This is a genomic window from Xylanibacter ruminicola Ga6B6, assembly GCF_000687715.1.
Classification (GTDB): Bacteria; Bacteroidota; Bacteroidia; order Bacteroidales; family Bacteroidaceae; genus Prevotella; species Prevotella ruminicola_B.
This window is the reverse complement of sequence record NZ_JHXD01000004.1, coordinates 13,620-36,031: the sequence shown is the minus strand read 5'-3', so window position 1 is coordinate 36,031 and position 22,412 is coordinate 13,620. Positions and strand designations below refer to the sequence as shown.

Genomic DNA, 22,412 nt, shown 5'->3' with positions numbered 1-22,412 from the left:
CCACTTCCGCCACCAATGATATAGCGTAAGTGTCTTTCTAATACCGATACGTAATACTTACCTTTGCCTCAAAAGCAAAGGTATTATTATGTCCACACAATCCCCCAATACAAACCCTGAACTCCTGAAGCAATGGGACAATGAAGCCCGTAAGCACGAAAAGCGCGTGTACTTCAACAAGCCCCAGCTGATGGCACAGTACATCGGTGCCAAGACAACCGTCATTGTCGCTGGCCGTCGTACTGGAAAAACCGACTCCATAGCTTCGCCATTCGTCTTAAGGAATATGCAAAGAATGCCCGGTTCCACTGGGGGAATTGTGGTTCCAACATTCAAACACGGCCTGACAAACACCATTCCTGGTCTGCTTGCAGCATGGAAGCGCTGGGGATATCTTAACGGTATTCACTACGTCGTTGGTCGCAAGCCCCCGAAGTCCTTTGCCAAGCCTATTACAGAGCCAGCCGATTACGAACATGTCATCACGTTCTACAACGGCTCCATAGCAGTCATTATCTCTCAGGACCGTCCTGGCAGCTCGAACTCCTTGACGTTAAGTTGGCTACTGATTGACGAAGCCAAGTTCATTGATTACAACAGACTGAAGGATGAGACACTTCCCGCTAACGGCGGTATTCGCTCGTACTTCGGCCATCATTCATTCAACCATGCTATGATGGTCCTCTCCGATATGCCACAAACACAGAAAGGCTCCTGGTTCTTGCATTATCGGGAGAAGATGGATCCAGAACTGATTGCCACCATTCAGGGCACCATCTATAAGATTTGGGAGACAAAGGAGCGTATCGCCCGTCTGAAAGAGCAGCACCAGCCCATTCCTCAGTACCTGAAAGGGTATTTGAAATGGTTGGACCAGTCGCTCAACAAGTTCCGCTCAGTGGCGGTGTACTATAAGGAGTACAGCACCATTGAGAATCTTCAGCTCCTGGGCGAAGAGTATCTGCGTCAGATGAAACGTGACTTGACACCCAAGACCTTTCAGACATCCATCCTTTGCCAGCGTATCGGCATCACACACGACGGATTTTACTCCTCGATGCAGGAGCATCACAAGTATGATGCCTCGAACTTTGCTTACCTCGACGAGCTCGGTTACGACAAGATCCTTAAAGAGACGTCACAGCAGAACTACGACATCAAGGCAGCTTCGCAGTTCAGCACCCTCGGCAGCTGTATAGACAGCCGCGCCGATGAAGACGTGAATCCTCTGGCCCCGATTTACATCGGCATGGACTACAATGCCAATATCAACTGGATTGTTGCCGGCCAGCCATCTGGCTCCCGCCTGAATATTCTCAAATCCTTCTACGTCAAGTTCGAGCGTAAGATTCCCGCCTTGGTCGATGATTTCTGCGCGTACTACGCTTATCACCAGAACAAAACGGTTATTTTCTACTACGATGCCACCGCCCTCGGCTCGAACTATGCCGTGAATGACCAGGACTTCCGCTACGTCGTCGTCCATGAATTTGAGCGCCACGGGTGGCAGGTACAGGATGTGTACCTAGGCAACCCTATGCGCCACGATGAGAAATACCTGCTCATTAATCAGGGCTTCGCTGGTAAGCAGCGCCTCATGCCGTTCTTCAATCGTCAGAACAACGACGATCTCATACTGGCAATCCAGTCGGCTGGGGTAGAGCGGGGTAGATTGGGCTTCCGCAAGAACAAGTCTATGGAGAAGCAGCCCGAGTCTGAAGAGGACCTGCTTGAGCATCGAACCGACGGCACCGATGCTTTTGATACCCTGTACATCGGTTGTGAGAAGTTCCCTCAGCACGATGTCTATCCAATCGCTCTAGGTGGCGTTTTATAGCTAAATTTGAGGCAAACTTTCCACCTAATGAAAAGTTATGGAAAAAATGTGCCTGTAGAGTTAGATTTTCACTAAAACTTGCTTATTTATGCATCTTTTTACTTACTTTTGTGTCCCCAATAAAAGTTGGAACTCATTAGAATTTATCAAAAAAAAGATGGCAAACACAAAACATTCTACTGCGCGTGAGATTATTATCGATCGCCTACTACGCAAACGACGCGGTTATTCCGTGTATGAGATTTTGGATATCGTTAATGAATCCCTCAATTTTGAGGGTTTTGGTCCCGTTTCTATCACTACTATTCGTAGGGACCTCGACACAATCAGGTTTCGTTACAAGCAAAAATTGGAGGCAAAAAAGAAAAGCCACAATATTTACTTCCGCTATGAAGACCCTGATAATACAATATTCAACAACGTACTAACTTTCGGCGAAATCCAACAAATTCAGACAGCACTTCTGGCTATTCGCTTCAGCGACGAGCTCCAGGGCACCCTTATGTATAAGGAACTTTCTAAGCGCCTCGCTGACATGTTCGATCTCGACCCTGGTAGCGACCCTGTTGTACTCTACAAGAACATTCCTTCTACTGCAGAATGCAAGCGCTACCGTGATCTTTATGAGTTTATCCGCACCAAGACGCCCATTTCCATCACCTACTATCCTAGCATTGACGAGAAACGGCGTGAGTCCACCATCCACCCTTATTTCATCTTGAAGGATAATTCCAGATATTATCTTCTTGGCCATGACTCTGACAACAATACTTCCGTCAAAATTCCAATCTCTAACATTATCCGAATGTCTGCAGCTGACGGCGTCTCCTTTATCCCCAACAAGGATTTCCCCCTGAAGGATTTCTACACCAAACATATACGCATTGATTAACGAATTAAATATCAAGTCCTGCTATCTTAAGTGTTTATGCTTATTGATAGCAGGACTTTTTAAAATAATATTAGTTTCCTTTGGCGCTTTCAAATATTTGCTTTATCTTTGTTGCCGAAAATAAAGATCATAAACAGGTAGATATGGGAATAAGTTTAAACGGGAAAGGGTTTCCTGATAGCCTTTTAAGCTTTTTGCTTAAGATTAACGCAACATGTGGTCGCCAATTGGTTGCATTAATCTTTGGAGCATTACTGTTCAGTTTTGTCAGCTGCAACAAAGATGAACAGCTCAACCTCATGCCCCAATACTATCAGGAGAGCCAAGGCCTCATAAATACCGACGTTGACAGTATCAATCGCTTCTGTAGTAAGTTCCAGGGGTATTTAAAGAAAAGCCCCGAATCTACATTAGACACGCTATATAATCCCACGGTCAAGAACCTTCACGATGCTTACAAAGAATTCGGAATCGAGCTTCTTTCTTTCGGAATCAACGTCTGCATCACCATCGATTACCGCTGGGAAGGTGACACCATAATATATTTTTAGAAATAAGTATATGTACACAGCAAATATGACTCCTGAAGAAATCGACCACGAATCAAAGGCCGATCTAGAAAATATCCTTGCCAAAAGAGATTATAAAAAAATAGAGTTCCGTAGAAAAGTTCTTAAGGCAAAACAATTTCCTGTCACAATGAGATATGAACAGCGAACAGTTAGAAAGAATCGCTGGTTTATAACAATGTTGGCTCTGTCCAAGAAAAATATTAATCAACCACTTACAAGTATATACTGCATTCACGAATCATCTAATGGAAAATTTGTCTATGAACTTAGTCAAGACGACCGGGACAATGTACAAACAATAGTCTACAAACCTCATTTTTTTAGTCGCTATAAGGAGCGTATGGGCATTGAAGAATGCAGTGAGGCAGTAATTCACAAATTGATGAATAGAGTCGGTCCAATGACAGTTAAGTTCCACTCTTTAGAGAATGGCAACGAAGGTATTGTGGTAGCATTGGAAGAAGGGCTAGGGTTTGGTGAATCATATAGATTCCGAACTGTTCATTTGATTCGCACTTATGTTAGTAAGGAAATGCTTTTTAATGACCAAATCGAACATTTCGACAATGGTGAATCTATTCGAAATTATGATATAAAGCAAATGAAGAAGGATTGGGGCATCAGGGAAAAGTTTGATTTGTCTGAGAAAAAAAATGAGGTTAAAGCTAAGTTTTATGATATGAAACTCAATTTTGCAAAACTTCGTACTTTAGCTCCAGAGATCTATAATGAAGAATTAGAAAGATCCGTTTCTGAATTATATTCTGTATTCGACTTTATAATTGAAGAATTCCAAAAAGAAGGTTCGTCTAAAGAATAATCTTTACGACAATCATACTATTTCCCAGCTTTCACTACTGTCAGCTGGGAAATTTTGAATTTATCGAATCCATGCGCAAGAAGAGTGTCTAAGTTTTCATTAAGTTGGCTACATATTTCTTTTGCAGTATCTTTGTTCATCACAATGGAGTCTTCTTTTGAAAATCCTACTACTACACTTAGTACATTCGATGCATTTTCCAACTTATCCAGTCCTTTGTAATACAGTCGTACATTGGGATCATCAACGAGTCGAGTATATATACAATAACGTTCCTTATTACCTAATCCAATCATCATATTTCAACTTCATTGCTCTACAGATTGCTTCAATGTCATTTTGAGTGGCAGCTACCCGTCTTTCCTCTACTGCAATAAGATGCCTAAGCTCAATACCTGTTTTATAGGCAAAACCTTTCCTGGTATAAAGCCTACTTGTTCTGAGTTTGGTAATTGATAAAGCTATATCCATAATTATAATTATTAAATATACCTTTGGCAAGGCGGCGAGAGTGATCGTACAGGGGCACTCACTGAAGACCTCGCGGATTTACAACAGTCATTATTGCCAAGAATCGTGCAGCTCGCAGCACTTGCCAATTAAACAGACGGAGGAATTAGCTTTTCGTAAGGACAGCCAGTTCTGTGCGCACATTTGGCCGACGAAGTTCGTGCAGAATCCCTTGTTCCGAATGAGTCAGGTTTTCGGCTGCAAAGTTAAGTAGAAAGTTTCATTCTCACAACCGTCTAAAGATAGCATTTTTGAATTTACACCTATAATCTATTTAAAAAAAACTAAATGCTTGCATATTCCAAATAATTCCATTAATTTTGCAGAGATTAAAAGTTATGGATGAAAGAACGAAGAGAAATGCAGCATTATACATGCTGATTAAGTTTGTCGATGAGAACAATGGGAGTATCACCGTAAACACAGACAAAGTTAAACGCGTGTTCAACGATTCCGAAGACATTGTTCGAATTGAGTACGCATCTGGTGAGATAGCACTGCTTGCAGATGCTGACTTCCAAACAATGGACGATGCCATTCACAAATGGCAGTCAAGTAATTAATAATAAAAGAGAAGAGTAAAATGTAAAAAGCAAAAGAGAAACTGAGTCAATAGAACATCCTTGAGAAGACTGAGATACCAGAATTAGGACCTCTGCAAACACATCAGTCAGACGAGGCAACGGATGTTCGCGCTCTATATAAGGGCGTGGACTTAAATGGTTGTTGTCTTGATGTAGGCAGTCCTAAGCCTTGGTATCGCATCACCATTCCACGCCCTTCATTCCTAAAAAATGAGGGGCTTTCTATTTCTCCGTGCATAATAAACTGATTTAAGATGGCAATACCGAAATTTCAAGATTTTCTCTTTCCATTCCTTACGCTGCTTAAGGATTCAGATAAGAGTAACAAAGAGATTAAGGACAATCTTATCAAACACTTCAGTCTAACAGATGAAGATTGTTTGATAAAGACAAAAGGTGGAGTGGCATTCCAGGTTGACGACCGTATTGGATGGTGCCGTCAATGGTTACGCCGAGCTTTGTTTATAGAGATACCCCAAAAAGGTATATATCGAATTACTCAGAGAGGTCTCGATTATTTAAAGTCACACTCTGATCTCCGAGAATCTGACTTAATGGAGTATCCTGAATATGCAGAATATGCAAAGCCTTCGCTATACAAAAGTATAACATCTAAGTCGGATTCTGAAGCTAAGTCTGAAGAATTAACTCCAACAGAACAGCTGGAGTCTGCTATTAAGGTGATAAACGACGATCTCTCTGCAGATATTCTACAAAAAGCACGTGAAATGTCACCTGCGAAATTCGAGCAGTTAGTTCTTGATTTACTCCTAGCGATGGGATATGGCGGAAGTAACAAGGATTTAGCAAAGGTTACCCCAATAAGTCATGATAATGGTGTTGATGGCATCATACCTGAAGATGCTCTTGGATTAGACAAAATCTATATCCAGGCCAAGCGATATAAAGAAGGCATACCTGTTCACAAACCCGAGATTCAGCAATTTATCGGAGCTCTTAATGAACAAAAAGCCTCTAAGGGAGTATTTGTTACCACAAGTACTTTTACACAGGGTGCAAGAGAATCAGTTAATAACGCAACGAGCAAAATCGTCTTAATCGACGGAAAAGCTCTTGCACAGTATATGATTGAATTTAACGTAGGTGTCAGCACTCGAAAGACTTATGAAGTCAAAAGACTTGATACCGACTATTTTGAAGAATAATAAATAATGTTAGGATTATCTTTATTTTCAAGTGCAGGAGTTGGAGAAGCATTTCTTTCAGATATTGGACTAGATATTATTGTTGCCAATGAGCTAATTGAGAAAAGAGCAAACTTGCATAATTCTTTATACCCTAATTGCAAAACAATATGTGGCGACATAAGAGATGATAAAGTTTTCAGTGAAATTATCAGATCAGCTAAAGGGATTGAATTCCTTCTTGCATCTCCTCCTTGTCAAGGCATGAGTATAGCTGGGAAAAATCGTCATCAAGAGTCAATGATACAAGATTCTAGAAATTTTCTAATCGATTATGTTTTTGAATCTATTGAATTATTGAAGCCCAAATATATACTTATAGAAAATGTTAAACAATTGTTGGATATAAAACTTCCTTTTAAAGGGGAGTTGCATAAAGTTGTCGATATACTCAAAATCAAATTTGGAAAAGATTATTGTATAGATGCAAAGACCGTAGATGCGTCAGATTATGGTGTTCCTCAGACAAGAATAAGGGCAATCATAAAGATGTTTCCAAAAGAATCTTTCTGGCCTTGGCCTGAACATGTACAAAATAAAAAAACTGTTAGAGATACAATTGGGCATTTACCATCGTTAGAGGCAGGAGAAGTCTCAGACATTAAATGGCATTACGCAAGGCCCCATTCAGAGAACAATATTCTTTGTATGAAGCATACTCCAACAGGATGCTCTGCTTTTGCTAATCCAATATATTATCCTAAGAAAAAAGATGGATCAAGAGTAAAAGGTTACGAATCCTCATATCGAAGAATTAAATGGGATGAGCCCGCGCCAACTATTACTATTAGAAATGATTGTATAGCATCGCAAAGAAATGTTCATCCTGGTCGTCTTTTACCTGATGGTACATATAGCGATGCCCGAGTGTTGACTCCTTTGGAGCTTATGTTGCTAAATTCTTTACCAGCAAACTGGGCTATACCTGATGATACTCCAGAAATATTAATTAGACAAGTCATAGGTGAATCAATTCCACCTCTCATGTTAAAAGAAATTATTAAAGAAATTCCAAGTCTCAAATGAAAGCGATATCATTATTTTGTAGTGCTGGCATAGGTGAGTTAAGATTACCTAAAGATAAGATAGATTTTGTTCTTGCTAATGAATTATTAGAGAAAAGAGCAAAATGCTACAGCTTTTGGTATCCTAATACTAAAATGCTCAATGGTGATATTACAAATCCAGAAATTAAGAAAGCAATAATATCAACAGCAATTGAGAAAAATGTAAAGTTGTTATTAGCAACACCACCATGTCAAGGTCTTAGTACGTTAGGAAAAAATAAAGTGCAAGATGATTATGTAAACGATAGAAGAAATTTTCTTGTTCTAGAAGTGCTTGATATTATTGACTCGTGCGATTTTGATTACATATTAATTGAGAATGTTCCAAAATTTGCTGAAATGTATTTCCCTTTTGAAGATGGATTCTATAGATTAGAAGAAATTCTAAACAAAAAGTATTCATCAACATACAATGTTGAGGTAAGAGTCCTCAATGCAAAAGATTATGGAATACCACAATCAAGACCAAGAGCGATAACAAAAATATATAAAAAAGGATTAAAATGGGGATGGCCAAATGTACAAAAGGAAATTACTCTACAGCAGGCTATTGGGCATTTACCTTCATTAGAAGCTGGTCAAGATTCTGGTATTAAATGGCATAAGGCAAAGCCTGAAGTTGAGAGGCTGGTGTTAGCAATGAAACATACGCCACAAGGTAAAAGTGCGATACAAAATCCAATTTATTACCCTAAAAAAGCAGATGGTACCAGGATTAAAGGATTTCATAATACATTTAAAAGAATGGTCTGGGATCAACCGTGCCCAGCTAGAACAACATATAGTGGAAGTCTAAGTTCTCACAACAATGTTCACCCTGGACATTTGTTACCTGATGGTACATATAGTGATGCCAGAGTTTTAACTTTATTAGAAACATTTATTGTATCCTCTATTCCAGAGAATATCAATTTTCCATCAGATGCAACAGATAACTTTATCAGAACAATAATAGGCGAGGCTATTCCGCCAAAACTTTTAGAGGAAATCATTAACAAAATTGGAAAGGAGTAATACTTATGGCAATTCAAGTGGATAGAGAAAAGTGGATTCTTTATAAGCATACGAACAGTTATGAAATGATAAAGGCAGTGGCATTGGATGTTAAAAACCAATGTGGGACAAATGTAAGCGAAATTGAAAGGCACAGAATGCAACAAAGGCTCGCTGCTCTGAACTTCTATAAAGCCAGAAATCCAAAAATGAAGTTGGATTCCATTAATCATCGCATTAATACCTTGGAGTTCTTTATGTTCGGTTATGAGAGTAATTTGAATGATTCTAAAAGGTTTATATTTAGTCCACTTGGTAATTTGTTTTTAAACTATATAGAAGACGAGGAAAAGCTAAGAAAGATATTTACTACAATGCTATTTGCTATACAATTTCAACACTATGCAAATGGTACTCCTGCTAATTTCCAGCTTTATCCATTTCGATTGATTTTCAAACTATTATTAGATCCAAGGCTCAATGGCAAATTATATTTCGCAGAATATGCCTATTGCATAGCTGAAATACAAAACATTGATCAATCAAATTATGAAAACCTTGTTAAAGAAATAATTAAGTTCAGATCATTTCCAAAAGAGAAAATTAGAGAGTTAATGAAAGAAGATGAACATTATTATGTAACTTGTGTTTATGAATGGCAATACTATATTACCAATTTATTAGAAGAGGCTCAAATATTTAGCAGAACTGAAGGTAATGAAATTTGTAGATTATATCATCCCCAAAAACCAAATTCAAAGAGCGCTCCTACAGGCAGGAAATTAAATGACGGTTTTGTTTCAATCGCTGATGGCTTAGCGACTTTTATCGCTAAGCTCTTAAATACATATTCTTGTTTTGCAGCTCCATTAGCCTTAGATGACCCTGAAAGAATGACGATGGATATTGTAAAAGAAATATATTCTTTTTATCCAAATATTCTTACGTCAGAAATAGGAGAGGAAGATGAATTGCAGCAACAGTTATTGCGCCTGCCACAAATGATAGAAGAATACGCTAATAACGAAGAAGGAGAGACTGCATATCTATTTGAAGATATACTAAAAGAAGGTTTCGACATGTTTTATGATGTCGAAGCACATAAAATTGGTGGGGCTGGACATACTGATATTGAGTGTTTGTATTTCACACGCAAGAAAACATTTGCTGTAGAAGCAAAGTCAACTAAAAATAAATTAGGAATAATAAATGCTGGTCGTTTAAAAGCGCACAGAGAAGAAATTGGAGCATCATATACGATAGTTATTACTCCTAGATATGTACCCGCTGTAAAAAAAGATATAAAAGGGCAAAACATAGTCATTCTTTTGGCTAATACGTTTAGTGAATATTTGTATAATCATATTTATCATGATATTAGAGAAATTCTTTATGAAGATTTTGATGATATAATTATAAATCACTTAGGTGAAGATATTAGTAAATACATATCAGATAAAACTATCGAGAAATTTTCTGCACATTCATGACTTGATAATATTTCATTGCATTTAAATTATTCGTATTTTCCCAAATCATAGAACTAATAGGAGAAAAAATGTTAGGAGCAATTATCGGAGATATAGTAGGTAGTCGCTGGGAGTTTAGCCCCACGAACAACTACAATTTCGAGTGGCTGTCAGAGGAGAACGGCTTTACGGACGACACCATCTGTACACTCGCTGTAGCCGATGCCTTGCTGATGAATCGTGACTTTGGCGAGAGTATCCATAATTGGTGCCGCCGCTATCCGAATCCCAAAGGAGGTTACGGAGGTCGCTTTGCCCAATGGGTTCATAGCGACGTTCCGCAGCCATACAATAGTTATGGCAACGGCTCTGCTATGCGCGTATCTCCAGTAGCACATTGGTATAAGTACATCGACGAGGTTCTTGATGCCGCTGCCGCCACAGCCCTCCCTTCTCATAATCATGATGAGGGTATTAAAGGGGCTCAGACAGTAGCTCTGGCAATCTTCAGGGCACTGCAGTTTGGCACTCAAGCACCAAATCATATTGGCGAAATCCTTGAAGAATGTGTCCAGTTCTCTGGCTATGACATCAACATCAATAAAACTGATGTTATCAATCGGTTCGATGAAACATGCCAGGGTACTGTCCCTGTTGCTCTTTGGATAATAGGCATCAGCAATAGCTTTGAGGATGCAGTTCGTAAGGCAGTAAGCCTCGGTGCAGATGCCGACACTTTGGGTGCCATCGTTGGCAGTATCGCTGAAGCGATTTGGGGTATACCTCTTGATATCAGGAAAAGCATAAAAAGCTTTCTTCCAGAAGAGATGAATGATATCATGATTGAATTTTACGAAATGATAAATAGATAGGAAATGGATTATACATACAAATACCCACGTCCCGCTGTCACAGCTGACTGTGTAGTAATGACTAACGAACCACTCCCGAAGTTCCTGCTCATCCAGAGAGGAACTGACCCATTCAAAGGTGCATGGGCATTCCCTGGTGGATTCATGAATATGGACGAGACGACAGAACAATGTGCAATCCGCGAGCTGGAAGAAGAGACTGGCTTAAAGGTAGCCACCGTTCATCAGATTGGCGCATATTCAAAGGTTGATCGCGACCCACGAGGACGTACAATCACAGTGGCATACCTTGCCATCATCAACTCTCCAGAGGAAGTTAAAGGGCAAGACGATGCAGCAAAAGCAGCTTGGTTCCCAATTACAGAATTACCGCCTCTCGCATTCGACCACTATGATATCATGCAAGATGCACTTAGGACTTATGCTACGAATATTGATATCAAATGAACTTACAATGAAACTATTCAAGCGAAATAAATTCTTTCACCAAGACCGCATCGCTATGCGGATTGCAGCTCGCTATGGGATGACTTATGAATACAAGTTAGCTCGCAGAAATCGTTTAAATCCAGTTGAAGCATTGGAAGACTGGGATTTGATTACTCCTAAAGACTATGCTTTATTCACTAACAAATAAGAACGTAATCCCTTCGCGGGTCAATTTAAAGCAAACACTATAGAGAACGGCAGGCCGAAAGACCCGCCGTTTATATTTGAGGTCAGTTCTCCTCTTCCTCAAAGAACTTTCCCTTTGGCATCGGTGCCCCTTCAGCCACGCAGCAGTTGTAGCGTTCGCGGCTACGGCGCTCACGGGCGAACATATCCTTGGTACCTTTCTCATCCTGAGTAAACTCCATGTGTTCTTCGATGGCAAACGACTGGGCCATCTCCTCCACATCAAGATTGTCGGTACCAATCAGCGTGAAGGTCCAGTTCTGTATCTTCAGCTTCTCGATAAGGGTACGCACCATCTTCAGAGTCCATTCCTCTGAACAGTTCTCATAGCCGTCTGTGATGATGGTCACAAGGACATGATCGCCATCTTCTACTTGGGCATTGATCTTTGAGATTCCCTTTCCGATAGCATCATAAAGAGGTGTGGCAGCACATGGATGATATGCTTTCCACTTCAAATCCGTTGTTTTGTCTGCAAGCGTATTGTCATAATGCAGTTTGGTGTGGTCGCTGTCAAAGGTTATCAGCGTTACGTACTGAATCTGGTTGGGGTACTTCTTCTGCATCATGCGAACAGTCTGCAGGGTTTCATTCATACCTGTGAAGGCCTGTTTGCGGATACACTCCATTGAACCGCTTTCGTCTACAATAATCAAGTTGTGGACTCTTGTTGGAATTAAATCTGTCATAGTTGTAAATTTTAAAGGGTGAATACTATTTTCGACATGTCTTTATCACTTTAAAGAAGATTTTCGAAAAAAGTTAAGTAGTATCACGATTTTTTTCGTATATTCGCCCCATAAAACAATAATATGACATATAGGCGACTATCAGACAAGGAGATTCTAAGGGGCTTCCGCAAGGGCGACGCCGACATTATCCGTACCTATTTTTACGGATATTGTGAGGTCGGCTATTACATTTTCGACCAGCGTTATCAGCTTCATGAGAAAGAGAACCTGGACTTCCTCTCACTTGCCCATCAGTATGCTATATTCCTGATGGAACATGATTGGAAGCCACTGGAGGACCATTCCCCAAACGTTTCCCTAAAGACCTGGCTTATCAACGGCTTTCGTTTCATAGTCCTCGATGCTCTGAAATGGTACCGCAAGGAATACGGCAGCATCACCTTTGAGGACTATCTCCAGTCATTCGATGTCTCGAGTAATCTCCGTCTGCAGTTTAATCATATGGTTGAAGATGTCTGCGACCATGTTCCTATGAGCCGTCAGGAGCGACTTATCATAGATATGATTCTCCTGCAGGGCTTCAAATCTAAGGATGTTGCCGCCCAGATGGGAATGACTCCTGCAGCCATATCACAGAAATACAAGAAAATCAAGGAAGACATCATCGTACCGTATTTCCGTCAATACTTTGATATGGACTTTGACATGCCTGAAATTATGCCGGACTTCGGCATAGTTGGCGAACCTATACTGGAAGAGGCAGCACCTTGTGCCGCACCTATGGATTTCATGAAAAGAAGAACTATGGAAGAAAAGCGTACTACTCCGGAGCATATTACTTCGCTCCAGCCAAACGAGATTTTCGTCTTCGGCTCAAACCTTCGCGGAATGCATGGCGGAGGTGCAGCATATGTTGCATATCGCCACTTCGGTGCCATCATGGGCCAAGGTGTCGGTCTGCAGGGGCAGAGTTATGCCATCCCCACTATGCAAGGTGGCATAGACACCATCCGTCCCTATGTCGGCGAATTTATCGACTTCGCCAAGCAGCATCAGAACTTGACATTCCTCGTCACCCGCATCGGTTGCGGCATCGCCGGCTTCACCGACGAAGAAATATCTCCTCTCTTCGAAAAAGCTCACAATATAAGTAACATTGTTTTACCATTGGGTTGGTAAATATCATTCAGGTATAAAAATAATTAGTACACATATGGTTATAACTCAGTATTCAGATATTTATAATGAAGATAAAACTCTTCGCCCATACCAAGAAAAGGCTAAAAAAGAAATTTTTGATTCATGGGACGAGTTTGATAACGTAATGTTCCAAATGCCTACTGGTACAGGTAAAACACGCCTATTCACCTCTATAATTAGAGACATCAACAACTATAGTTTAAAACAAAAGGAGCCTGTAAAGATTCTAATAATAGCTCATAGAACAGAGCTAATAGATCAGATTGATGAAAGTCTTAATAGATACCAGGTGCCACATAACGTGATAGCCGGAAGTAAAAAAAGAGATTATAGGTATCCTGTGAGTGTGGCATCTATACAGACAATAACCCATCCAAATAATTTAAAAGAAGCGAAAAAGCTAAAAGTTCAGTTTATCATTATCGATGAAGCTCATCATGCTTTAGCTGCCACGTATAAAAAACTATGGGATTTATTTCCAGAATCGAAAAAACTGGGTGTAACAGCAACACCATGGCGAATGAATCACCAAAGTTTTACAGATCTTTTTGATACTCTTGTGTTGTCAATGCCGATAAAAGAATTTATTAAACAGGGTTATTTGGCTCCATATAAGTATTATTCTCTTAAAAGTGATAGTGATATTCAAAGTGTCATTGACGATATCGAGTTAGACAAATTCGGAGAGTATAAGGAGTCGTCTTTGGAAGAAAAGATGGATATCGGTTCGATACGTGCACAGCTGTTGAATTCATATCTTTCGTTGGCTGAAGGTAAAAAAGGAATCATATATGCCATCAATATCGTACATGCCAAACACATCTGTGACGAATACCAAAAAGCAGGTTATGTAGCAGTAAGTATAGATAGCAAAACTCCTGCTGCAGAGAGAAAAAATCTTGTAAATAAGTTTAAAAAAGGAGATATTGACATCATTATAAATGTTGATATATTCTCAGAGGGTTTCGACTGTCCTGATATAGAATTCATTCAATTAGCGCGACCAACAAGATCACTTGTAAAATATCTACAACAAGTAGGAAGAGGCTTAAGGCCTACCAAAGATAAGGAAAATTGCATAATTCTGGATAATGTCGGTATGTATTCTCGATTTGGATTACCAAATGCCCGTAGACATTGGAAACATCATTTTCTTGGAAAAAAAATAGATGAAGTCCAAAATAGAGCCTTATCAAAGGGGGATGGTAAGCCTAGAATCGTAGATTTTTCTGAAGGGACAGAAGATATGGAGTTGATTCAAGATTTAGATGCTGCTGCAGAAACTAATTCCAAAGAAGAGTTTTCTTATGTAGATGATTTCTTTCCTATATTTGGAGTTATGTTAGGAAAAACTACTTCAGAACAAGCACATGAATTGGGATACCCTGATGAAGTTGATGAAGATACTGGAGAAGTGTTTTGCAATGTAGATAATATCCATTTTATATATTTGGGTAATATACTACATGAAATCAGTTGGACAAGAGTTGATAGAGATTTTCCAAGTTTATGGAAATCTAAAGGGTTTTCATGGGAGATTTCATACGACGAATGGATTGATGTCTTCCTTCGCTTAGGATATAGAATTGAGCAACGTCCAGAAAAACTTCTAAACAATGGTCACATCACTCTAAGGGCATTTCTAGATGCACTTTCACCTGATGGACACCTCGAATTTAACCTATTCTTTTATTCTTGGAAAAATAGATTTCATACGTCATTACAAAATACCCTAAATACAGTATGGATTCATTATTATAATTCACCTATAGAAAAGTGGGGTGAGTCAGATAATGAAGAAGATGATGATAATGAAGGGAATCTTATTCAATCTTTAGAACGTCGCAATTTCGTATGCGATAATTTTATCTTCAAGATAAAACAAAATAAGCAGATTTTCGAGGCATATATACAAGACGACGAATATTTTATAATCAGTCAATTGCTGCTAGATTATAGTAGTAATGACATTCATCGTGTTAGAGTCGGTAAAATACCATGCAGCTCATGGATGTTTTGGCAAATGCTACGAGAGAAAATTGACAACTTAAAGTCAATTGTTCACTATGGGGAAAACTACACTGTGTTCCACTATAAAGTAATGTCTAAAGAAAACGTAGAAAAAGATAAATTCTTTGACTACAAAGGAAAGGAGATTGATAATCCGGAGATAGTTAGAGCCAAGTATGAGCAGGAATTAACAAAAGGGGAAATTACTGACTATCTAGATATCCCCGTATCCAAGGCATCATTTAAAGCTGTTTTAGAGGATGAAAAATATGTCATATATAAGGCTGTTAAAGGGAAAACAAAACTAATCGCCAGGATGTCGATTAACTGCGATTTATCAAAGGAGTATCCTATATCGGTATATCAAGTTAGGATAGGTAGCGAAATTTATATTCCACAAAATACAAAGCATAATAAAGATGTTCACTCCCAAATTGTTTGGACAGAAGATAATTCTATAATCGTTCGTAGTATTAAAAAAGGAAAAGCTTATTTGTTTAAGTATAATATTGATGGTAAACTGTTGAAAAAAGGAACTATCGCATCAGAAGCTTTAGAGGAAGTCATTCCATTCAAAGGGGAAGATATTGAAAAGCTGAAAAATGCATTTGACAAAAAATCTACCAGTTATAAGTATTTCTGGTTTATGTCCCTTATTCAGATTTACGAAGAAACTCAAGTTGAAAATATTTCATTAAGACAAATCTTAGTCAAGATGGTCGCAAATGCCTGGAAATATGTATTCATGTTAAACGGTCAATTCTCTCAATCTGATCAATTACCCAAATACTTAGTTAGTATCAAATCGATAACAAATTTGGATAGTAATTCTTTAGAACAAGAGGTTGAAGACAAACTAAATGAGGTCTTTGACACAAAGAATTTACAAGTTATATTAAATCCACTTTTAAAAAACGTTCCATATCGTTTTCTTTCGCCATGGATAAAATTTACTGATAATGAAAATGTCATGAATATATCCAGAAAGCAAGAATCCAGATGTCCATATGAATTATACAATGATCATGTGATTATTAAAAAATTATGGAGGGAAAACTTAATTGGTCTTTATGAAAGTATACACCTCTTTGTAGAATACAGTTTAGAAACATACCTAAAAATAGACCCAAATATAAAAGAGACTCGAGATTTTTATAATACAAGGTATATTTCATTAAACCAACTTTTGAAAGGAATAAAAAGAAGAAAAAGTTTGGAAGTAGTAAAACTATTCTTAGAAAAATACAAATTCAATTCCACAGGAGTCATTACACCTGTGGAAATAATGGAAATAATGCCAGAGTCTAGTTGTAACATTGATAGTGACGGACGTAAACGTGTCAATGTACCAGGAAATATGTGGTCACTAAAAGTATTAGATAAATTGTTATCAGGAGATAAACTAATTGACAAATATGATAACATTCAACTTTTTGATGAATGCGGCTTAGAGTCATATCTAAAAATGATTGATGCTAATAAAATTCAGGATATTTATAACACAAAATATATATCATTGACTAAACTATTAAAGGCGATAAAGGACAACAAAGATGAAAAAGTGGTTAAGATGTTCTTAGAAAAATTCAAATTCAGTTCTACTGGATCAATAAGGCCTGCGGAAATAATGGAGAAAATTCCAGAGTCAAATTGTATCATTGATAGTGATGGTCGTAAACGTGTCAATGTTCCAGGTAATATGTGGTCACTAAAATTACTGGATAAACTCTTGACCGGAACAAATTAAATAAATCTAACGTACCCCTCATTACCGCGAGGTCGTATCGTTTTGCCGACTATATGAGACTTTGAGTCGTGAGACTCTACTTTTAGCTTAAGGCGTGAGTATCGCTGACTTATTCTTAGGACTCTGTCTTTGAATTTCCTGCGAGGCTTCTTGACGCCGAATAATAAGCAAATGCTAAATTTACCCAAATTTTATTCTGAGGCGGTGGGCCGTGAGGTCCGCCGTTCTTTTGTTTCCTGTCCGCATCTTCAATCAGCTGATACAGAATCATTATCGGTTCTCCCGTACACCTCCCATTCTACATCTCTGTGTGTAGCCACCATCCATTGTTCATCTCACGCTTGAATGCCTTCACATCCACGAAAGAGGTATTTTGCTTTCCACTTCAACATTTTTGTTATCCTTACTTTGATACTTTATCGCCATAGCTCTAAAACTTATCTGTACTTCGATGTAATCTGCCAGTAAAGTAGGGTAGTGGCCACCTTCAGCTATTCCCTGTACCACAAGGTAAATAGGAAAATCAGCACACATACCTCGTACAACACTCACCACACCTTATACACAAAGGAAAGACAATGCAGATATAGCCCTAAATAGGATAGGGTAGCCAATAGCACTTGTTAGTACCTGCCGTTGGTTGGATGTTTGCTGAATCTGTGTCATTGACATTCTCTATACATGTTGGACTTCTCATGATAGCTACCTGTGAGGCCCTTTACTTATTTTTCCTTTGCAAATTTAGCGCAATCCCGTGCTCTGCAAGTACTGGTCACGAGTTCCCGATTCCTGCTCAAAAATCACAGCAGCCTTCCGCATTTTCTTCTTCACGTCAGGGCCTAAAGAAAATGGGGCATTCCGTTATTTTTGCTGGTAATTCCTTGCATTAAAGCACTTGCCGCTTGCTGCTCTTATATGCACGTAAAAATTACAAAAGCTCCTCGGAGCTTATCATTAACAAGAAGTCAAACATTAAAAAATAAAAATTATGACACAGAATGTACAAACATCAGTTTTTACCCACAGCAGATTGTATAACAAGCGTTATTATCTGGGCAATATCTACAATGTAGTTGTAAATTGCGAAGGTGGTGAGTATTACGAGTACGAGGTTGAAGCCGATACATTTGCTAAGGCTACAGAGATAGCAGAGAGCATGGCCAATGATCTGATGGCAGATATCACATATGTCGAAGTATATAAAGTTTAAGAATAAAGTATTTCAAAGATAAGTCTAACAATTTAAAAATATTAAAGTTATGGAAGCAAAAGTTATTATCATTTCAGTAGTGAAGTCTAACAAGAGTGAGAACAATGTTTGGATGGTGGCCATCACAGGTGAAGAACAAGGTAAGGCATACTGCAAGAGCCCCTACAAAGCCATGCGTTTCGCTTTTCTCCTGAAGAAGCAGACAGGATATAGCATCGAGGATGCATCCCTCAAGGCCCTCTCAGAGGAAATTGCAAAGCAGAAAGCTGAAGCTGCTGCTGCCGAGCCAGAGAAGCCTGCAGAGCAGGAGGCACAGCAGCCAGAGGCTGAAGAGAAGCCTAAGAAGCAGCGCAAGCCCCGCGCAAAGAAGGAGCCCAAAGTGGTTCAGATGGCTCCAGAGCCACAGCAAGAATTGATAGCATTCCTTTAAGGAGTGCTATCTTTTTCTGTACTAGAAAAAGTTGCTATATATTATCAAAAAAGGCTCGCTTCCCAGCGAACCTTTCCAGAAAAAAATTACTTAAAAAACTAAATTAATCAACCATAAACCTTAACCACTGCAAAGATATACATTTCTTTCGAAATTGATGTTTATTTTTCGTTATTTTTTGTTCATTCTACATTATTTAGCGCAGATTAAACAATGTTACACTTTTTTTAAACATCTTTTCGTGTCTTTTCCCCGCCCACCGCCCAATTGTACCTTTGCCAAAAAAAAGATATGTCCACCATTATCAACACTTCGTTTTCCTCTTTATGCCTCACAGCTGACTTACCTGAAGAGGTAGAGATTGAATCGCTCACACCGCAAGTCACCGTCACTATCACCATTGACGAGGTGGAAGTATTCTCCTCTCAGTACTATATCTACGGCTTGAAGGCATATGTACGTGACATCCGGTCTATCGTCGAGTCAGCTATGTTGCAAAAGAAGCTGGCCATCGCCTCGGTCGTCCTGACTGTCAAGGACTACGAGAACTTTACCTACACATCGGGTGTCATCAAGGTAGTATACAGTCATTTGAAATCACTTAAAGGCGCAGAACAAGCACTTTTGGGCGCTTTCCTCACTACACGCAAAAGTGCATTGCTATCACAAACATGCCCCTTTACGCTATACAACTATGCCCAGTCATATCAGCAGAGTTCAAACTATTGCGATATCTATTACAACATGCCATCAGTACAGTCGATGCTCAAATCAACAGTCACGTTCGGCAATAAACAGTCCGACACACCCAAAATCATCGCATCTGAGGCCAGTTATGCGCGGTTCCAGAATCTGTTGGCGCTTAGTGGCATTTACAACGCCACAATACATCGGGTCTTTTATAGAATAGGGGAGCGCGAGTTCAATATATATTTCTCACCCACCGCTCCATCTGATACATTCCAGTTCAAAGGTAATTTTAATCTTTGGGAAACGGTTTGCCTTTTCGGCGCTACTACTTCAAAAACGGAGATTGACCGTTCTGAAGCTATCTGTGGTAATAAGGTTGCTTATTACGACACTTCCGTCAAAGTCAAACACGAAGTGGAAACAGCACCACTTACACTATCCGAAGCACAGTTCCTTACTCAGCTTCTCTCTTCCCAGGAAATCACTCGAGAAGTTGCTGACGGAGTCTTCGCTCAAGTCTTAATTTCAGATACCTCATCAGAAGTATCAGATAATAATTCTAACCCCATCCGCTTGAAGTTCACCTGGACTTATGCGGAACAAAACGAGTTTCTCCCATGAATAGTATCCACATTACCACAGCCCGGCTGATTCTCAACCGTCCTGAGCCAGTCGATATCCGTCTATGGACGTCTAAAGGCGAGATCCAGGAGTGGCACCGCTGTATCTGTATCAAATACGACCACTACAAAGGCACACGCAAGTTCAAGCTGCTCGACTCCAATCAGATCCGCCAGACTCGCGAGTGCTGCATCTTCCAGCTCAACGGCATGGAAGTATTTATGTAGATGTTTGCTTAAAATGGAACATCATCAATAGGAGGATCAATAGGTGGCATTATGGGGTCTATAGGAGGATCATCATGAAATGGTGGCAATATGGGTTCTATATAAAACCTGCCGAATTCTTCATTATAAAAAATGAGATCATGGAATTGCGAGGCTTTTCGCTCTATTTCTTGTGAACTCGGATTTTCAAGTACGTTTGTCCTTGAAAAATTGTTTGCTTCTTCTATTTGCAAGCTATCATGCAAAATCGCATTTAAAAGTAAGTTTGTATATACAATCTGGTATTCATATTGTCTGATATCATCTTGTGTTTCAAACTTATCTGGTAAACTCAATTCTGGATCATGTAAAGCCTTTCTCGCTGCATCCAGAATCTCTTCTGTTACTTTCTGAGAATTATCAATATAGCGTAATAGCTCATTCATATAATCATTAGTGGGTAAGTTCTCGCGGTTTTCCAACCAAGCAAAATAGGGAGAAAAAACTATCGGTTCAATATCTGCTTTTTCAATAAGTTCGAGATAATCATACTGTTTATAAGGATTATCAGACACTAATTGTGCTTCACTGGCATCGATATTCCAAGACAGGCAATTAAGTGCTCCGCCATCTTTCACCGCCTCTATTGCGGAAACTCCCACCACTTTTGTATTAGGAAGAGCCTTCTGAATCTGCTCGATGGCCATCTCGTCTTCTGGTGTTCCCAATTGAGGAACTATAACCAAGTTTCCAATTTGCAGATAGTTGACGTAACACCAATTATCTTCATGCTTTTTCTTGACTGGATAGTGAAGCGGTATTACTTCAAACTTCTGTTCAAGTATGGTTTTAAATTGATGATAATAATCAGAATCAAAATCATCGTAGTTTGTGAGCAAAACCTTGTTATCGCCCAAATAATGGATTATACCGTCACTATGACCATATTTCTCACTTTTGTCCCAGGGCAGGAACATGATGTCACACTCAAAAGCATCGCGAAGCATCTCTTCTATATCTTCCCGGCTTAATTTTTTGTTTTCATGAAAAACCTTTTCGGTCATAACAATGGTATCGCCGCATTTGACCACATTTCCTCCATCTAATTTCAGGTTCAAATACTTAATACCGACCTTAGGCATCACTCGAATAAACATAGAAGCCAACTTCTTGGTGTTGGTGATGTATTTCTTTTTTTTCTGCAGATAATCTGGGTTATAGTCGTAAAACACCATTTTATCTGGTGCTATCTGTATAGGCATGAAATCCCTGCACCATATATCGTTAGTACAGGTCAGTAAGGCTGTATCCACATGATTATCACGAAGAACTTTTTGGAGTTCAGTCCAAAGCTTCGGGCACGTCTCGGGTATCCAAGACGAGAAATATACCTTATTGGTTTGAGAGTCAATTACCATATAATTACTACTATCGTTTGTCAGGTCGTGCGCTATAATAATTTCCTTTATAGTTTTTCCAAGAGTCTCTTTTTGTGTAGAAACAAAATTTCCATCCATCTTTATCTGCTTCTATGCCTTGCCTAATTGTTGACAATGGCTCAATATTCAATTCAGTTTCTTTATCGACAAGAATAGGAATGATAGAAGGTTTCTCAATTGAACTACTTTGGACGCAGCTGTTCAGCAATTCATCAGAACAGCACATAGGTCCTGTTATAAGGCTACCATCTTCCTTAACTATACTACGAATTAAAATGCCTCCAAAGTAGCCTTCTTTTTCATTGCTCTCAAAGCATATATCAATACCGCTTAAATGCCAGAATAAACTTCCTGCTGTTTTTGTCCTGGCATATGTGTCTTTATACTGGCCATCTTTAAAAATAGCATTTTGATAGTAAAATTCTATTTCAGCTAAAGAATACCTGTCTTTGCCAGCCAGGATATCTATCTGATTGAATAACGTTATTGCTAATCCTTCAAAGTACTTTTGAAGGTCTTTTTCAGTCTCAATCTTTTTGACTTCTTCAAGTTCATTCAAAAAGATTTTTACTTTATCTTTTCTATATTCAACCATAATAAAAAATATTTATAAAATGTTAATAACTAATATCAGCTAAGGTATAAAAAGAATTCGAGAATTCCAAATTTTT

Annotated in this window: 23 protein-coding genes; 18 read left to right on the top strand and 5 right to left on the bottom strand. The window is 39.0% G+C overall.

Translation table 11 applies throughout. The annotated features are described in order from the left end of the window. Window positions 1–88: 88 nt before the first annotated feature. The 4 genes from T500_RS0104055 (at window position 89) to T500_RS0104040 (ending at window position 4,121) form a co-directional block, all read left to right on the top strand. The gene (locus T500_RS0104055) at window positions 89–1,837 is read left to right on the top strand and encodes a hypothetical protein (RefSeq protein ID WP_028907044.1); all 1,749 of its coding nucleotides are present in this window, start codon (window positions 89–91) and stop codon (window positions 1,835–1,837) included. 157 nt (window positions 1,838–1,994) lie between these two features. Continuing rightward, a complete protein-coding gene (locus T500_RS0104050; RefSeq protein ID WP_196243467.1) occupies window positions 1,995–2,729 on the top strand; it encodes a helix-turn-helix transcriptional regulator in 735 nt (244 codons plus the stop codon). Window positions 2,730–2,872: 143 nt separating this feature from the next. Further along, complete coding sequence (locus T500_RS0104045) at window positions 2,873–3,280, top strand: hypothetical protein (RefSeq protein WP_028907042.1); 408 nt, start codon at window positions 2,873–2,875, stop codon at window positions 3,278–3,280. A 25-nt stretch (window positions 3,281–3,305) separates the two neighbouring features. Further along, complete coding sequence (locus tag T500_RS0104040) at window positions 3,306–4,121, top strand: hypothetical protein (RefSeq protein WP_013065505.1); 816 nt, start codon at window positions 3,306–3,308, stop codon at window positions 4,119–4,121. A gap of 17 nt (window positions 4,122–4,138) precedes the next feature. On the opposite strand, the gene T500_RS0104035 is transcribed toward T500_RS0104040, so the two are convergent. Together T500_RS0104035 and T500_RS0104030 are read right to left on the bottom strand one after the other, a co-directional pair. Continuing rightward, the gene (locus T500_RS0104035; protein WP_028907041.1) at window positions 4,139–4,420 is read right to left on the bottom strand and encodes a hypothetical protein; all 282 of its coding nucleotides are present in this window, start codon (window positions 4,418–4,420) and stop codon (window positions 4,139–4,141) included. Continuing rightward, entirely contained in the window at window positions 4,401–4,592 is a 192-nt protein-coding gene (locus T500_RS0104030) for a hypothetical protein (RefSeq protein ID WP_028907040.1), read from the bottom strand. The genes T500_RS0104035 and T500_RS0104030 overlap by 20 nt, the downstream gene beginning before the upstream one ends. A gap of 377 nt (window positions 4,593–4,969) precedes the next feature. On the opposite strand from T500_RS0104030, the gene T500_RS0104025 reads away from it, so the two are divergent. The 8 genes from T500_RS0104025 to T500_RS16830 all read left to right on the top strand — a co-directional run bounded on the left by T500_RS0104025 (window position 4,970) and on the right by T500_RS16830 (window position 11,458). Next, a complete protein-coding gene (locus tag T500_RS0104025) occupies window positions 4,970–5,194 on the top strand; it encodes a hypothetical protein (protein WP_028907039.1) in 225 nt (74 codons plus the stop codon). Between the two features lie 275 nt (window positions 5,195–5,469). Continuing rightward, the gene (locus T500_RS0104020; protein WP_028907038.1) at window positions 5,470–6,381 is read left to right on the top strand and encodes a restriction endonuclease; all 912 of its coding nucleotides are present in this window, start codon (window positions 5,470–5,472) and stop codon (window positions 6,379–6,381) included. 6 nt (window positions 6,382–6,387) lie between these two features. After that, window positions 6,388–7,446, top strand: a complete 1,059-nt coding sequence (locus T500_RS0104015) for a DNA cytosine methyltransferase (protein ID WP_036908413.1) — start codon at window positions 6,388–6,390, stop codon at window positions 7,444–7,446. Beyond that, on the top strand, window positions 7,443–8,501 hold the full coding sequence (locus T500_RS0104010; RefSeq protein ID WP_028907036.1) for a DNA cytosine methyltransferase: 1,059 nt from the start codon (window positions 7,443–7,445) through the stop codon (window positions 8,499–8,501). The genes T500_RS0104015 and T500_RS0104010 overlap by 4 nt, the downstream gene beginning before the upstream one ends. 5 nt (window positions 8,502–8,506) lie before the next feature. Further along, window positions 8,507–9,970 carry a hypothetical protein gene (locus T500_RS0104005; RefSeq protein ID WP_028907035.1) on the top strand — a complete coding sequence of 488 codons (1,464 nt, stop codon included), beginning with the start codon at window positions 8,507–8,509 and terminating at the stop codon, window positions 9,968–9,970. Window positions 9,971–10,038: 68 nt separating this feature from the next. After that, complete coding sequence (locus tag T500_RS0104000; RefSeq protein WP_028907034.1) at window positions 10,039–10,821, top strand: ADP-ribosylglycohydrolase family protein; 783 nt, start codon at window positions 10,039–10,041, stop codon at window positions 10,819–10,821. 3 nt (window positions 10,822–10,824) lie between these two features. Further along, entirely contained in the window at window positions 10,825–11,268 is a 444-nt protein-coding gene (locus T500_RS0103995; RefSeq protein WP_028907033.1) for an NUDIX domain-containing protein, read from the top strand. Between the two features lie 7 nt (window positions 11,269–11,275). Further along, on the top strand, window positions 11,276–11,458 hold the full coding sequence (locus tag T500_RS16830; RefSeq protein ID WP_028907032.1) for a hypothetical protein: 183 nt from the start codon (window positions 11,276–11,278) through the stop codon (window positions 11,456–11,458). Between the two features lie 82 nt (window positions 11,459–11,540). Here T500_RS16830 and T500_RS0103985 read toward each other — a convergent pair whose 3' ends face one another. After that, entirely contained in the window at window positions 11,541–12,185 is a 645-nt protein-coding gene (locus T500_RS0103985; protein ID WP_080694789.1) for a vWA domain-containing protein, read from the bottom strand. Between the two features lie 807 nt (window positions 12,186–12,992). Between T500_RS0103985 and T500_RS0103980 the strand changes: the two genes are divergently transcribed. From T500_RS0103980 to T500_RS0103950, 6 genes are all read left to right on the top strand, one after another. Beyond that, complete coding sequence (locus T500_RS0103980) at window positions 12,993–13,367, top strand: hypothetical protein (RefSeq protein WP_028907030.1); 375 nt, start codon at window positions 12,993–12,995, stop codon at window positions 13,365–13,367. Window positions 13,368–13,401: 34 nt separating this feature from the next. After that, entirely contained in the window at window positions 13,402–17,145 is a 3,744-nt protein-coding gene (locus T500_RS16290; protein WP_051611863.1) for a DEAD/DEAH box helicase, read from the top strand. A 988-nt stretch (window positions 17,146–18,133) separates the two neighbouring features. Next, on the top strand, window positions 18,134–18,355 hold the full coding sequence (locus T500_RS0103965; protein WP_013065252.1) for a hypothetical protein: 222 nt from the start codon (window positions 18,134–18,136) through the stop codon (window positions 18,353–18,355). 49 nt (window positions 18,356–18,404) lie between these two features. Further along, a complete protein-coding gene (locus tag T500_RS0103960; RefSeq protein ID WP_013064634.1) occupies window positions 18,405–18,785 on the top strand; it encodes a hypothetical protein in 381 nt (126 codons plus the stop codon). Window positions 18,786–19,076: 291 nt separating this feature from the next. Beyond that, a complete protein-coding gene (locus T500_RS0103955) occupies window positions 19,077–20,096 on the top strand; it encodes a hypothetical protein (protein WP_028907027.1) in 1,020 nt (339 codons plus the stop codon). Next, complete coding sequence (locus T500_RS0103950) at window positions 20,093–20,323, top strand: hypothetical protein (RefSeq protein ID WP_028907026.1); 231 nt, start codon at window positions 20,093–20,095, stop codon at window positions 20,321–20,323. The genes T500_RS0103955 and T500_RS0103950 overlap by 4 nt, the downstream gene beginning before the upstream one ends. 8 nt (window positions 20,324–20,331) lie before the next feature. On the opposite strand, the gene T500_RS16285 is transcribed toward T500_RS0103950, so the two are convergent. Together T500_RS16285 and T500_RS0103940 are read right to left on the bottom strand one after the other, a co-directional pair. Then, window positions 20,332–21,615: an agmatine deiminase family protein gene (locus T500_RS16285; protein ID WP_196243466.1), complete on the bottom strand. Its 1,284-nt coding sequence runs from the start codon at window positions 21,613–21,615 to the stop codon at window positions 20,332–20,334. 115 nt (window positions 21,616–21,730) lie between these two features. Continuing rightward, window positions 21,731–22,336, bottom strand: a complete 606-nt coding sequence (locus T500_RS0103940) for a hypothetical protein (protein WP_028907025.1) — start codon at window positions 22,334–22,336, stop codon at window positions 21,731–21,733. Window positions 22,337–22,412 lie beyond the last annotated feature (76 nt).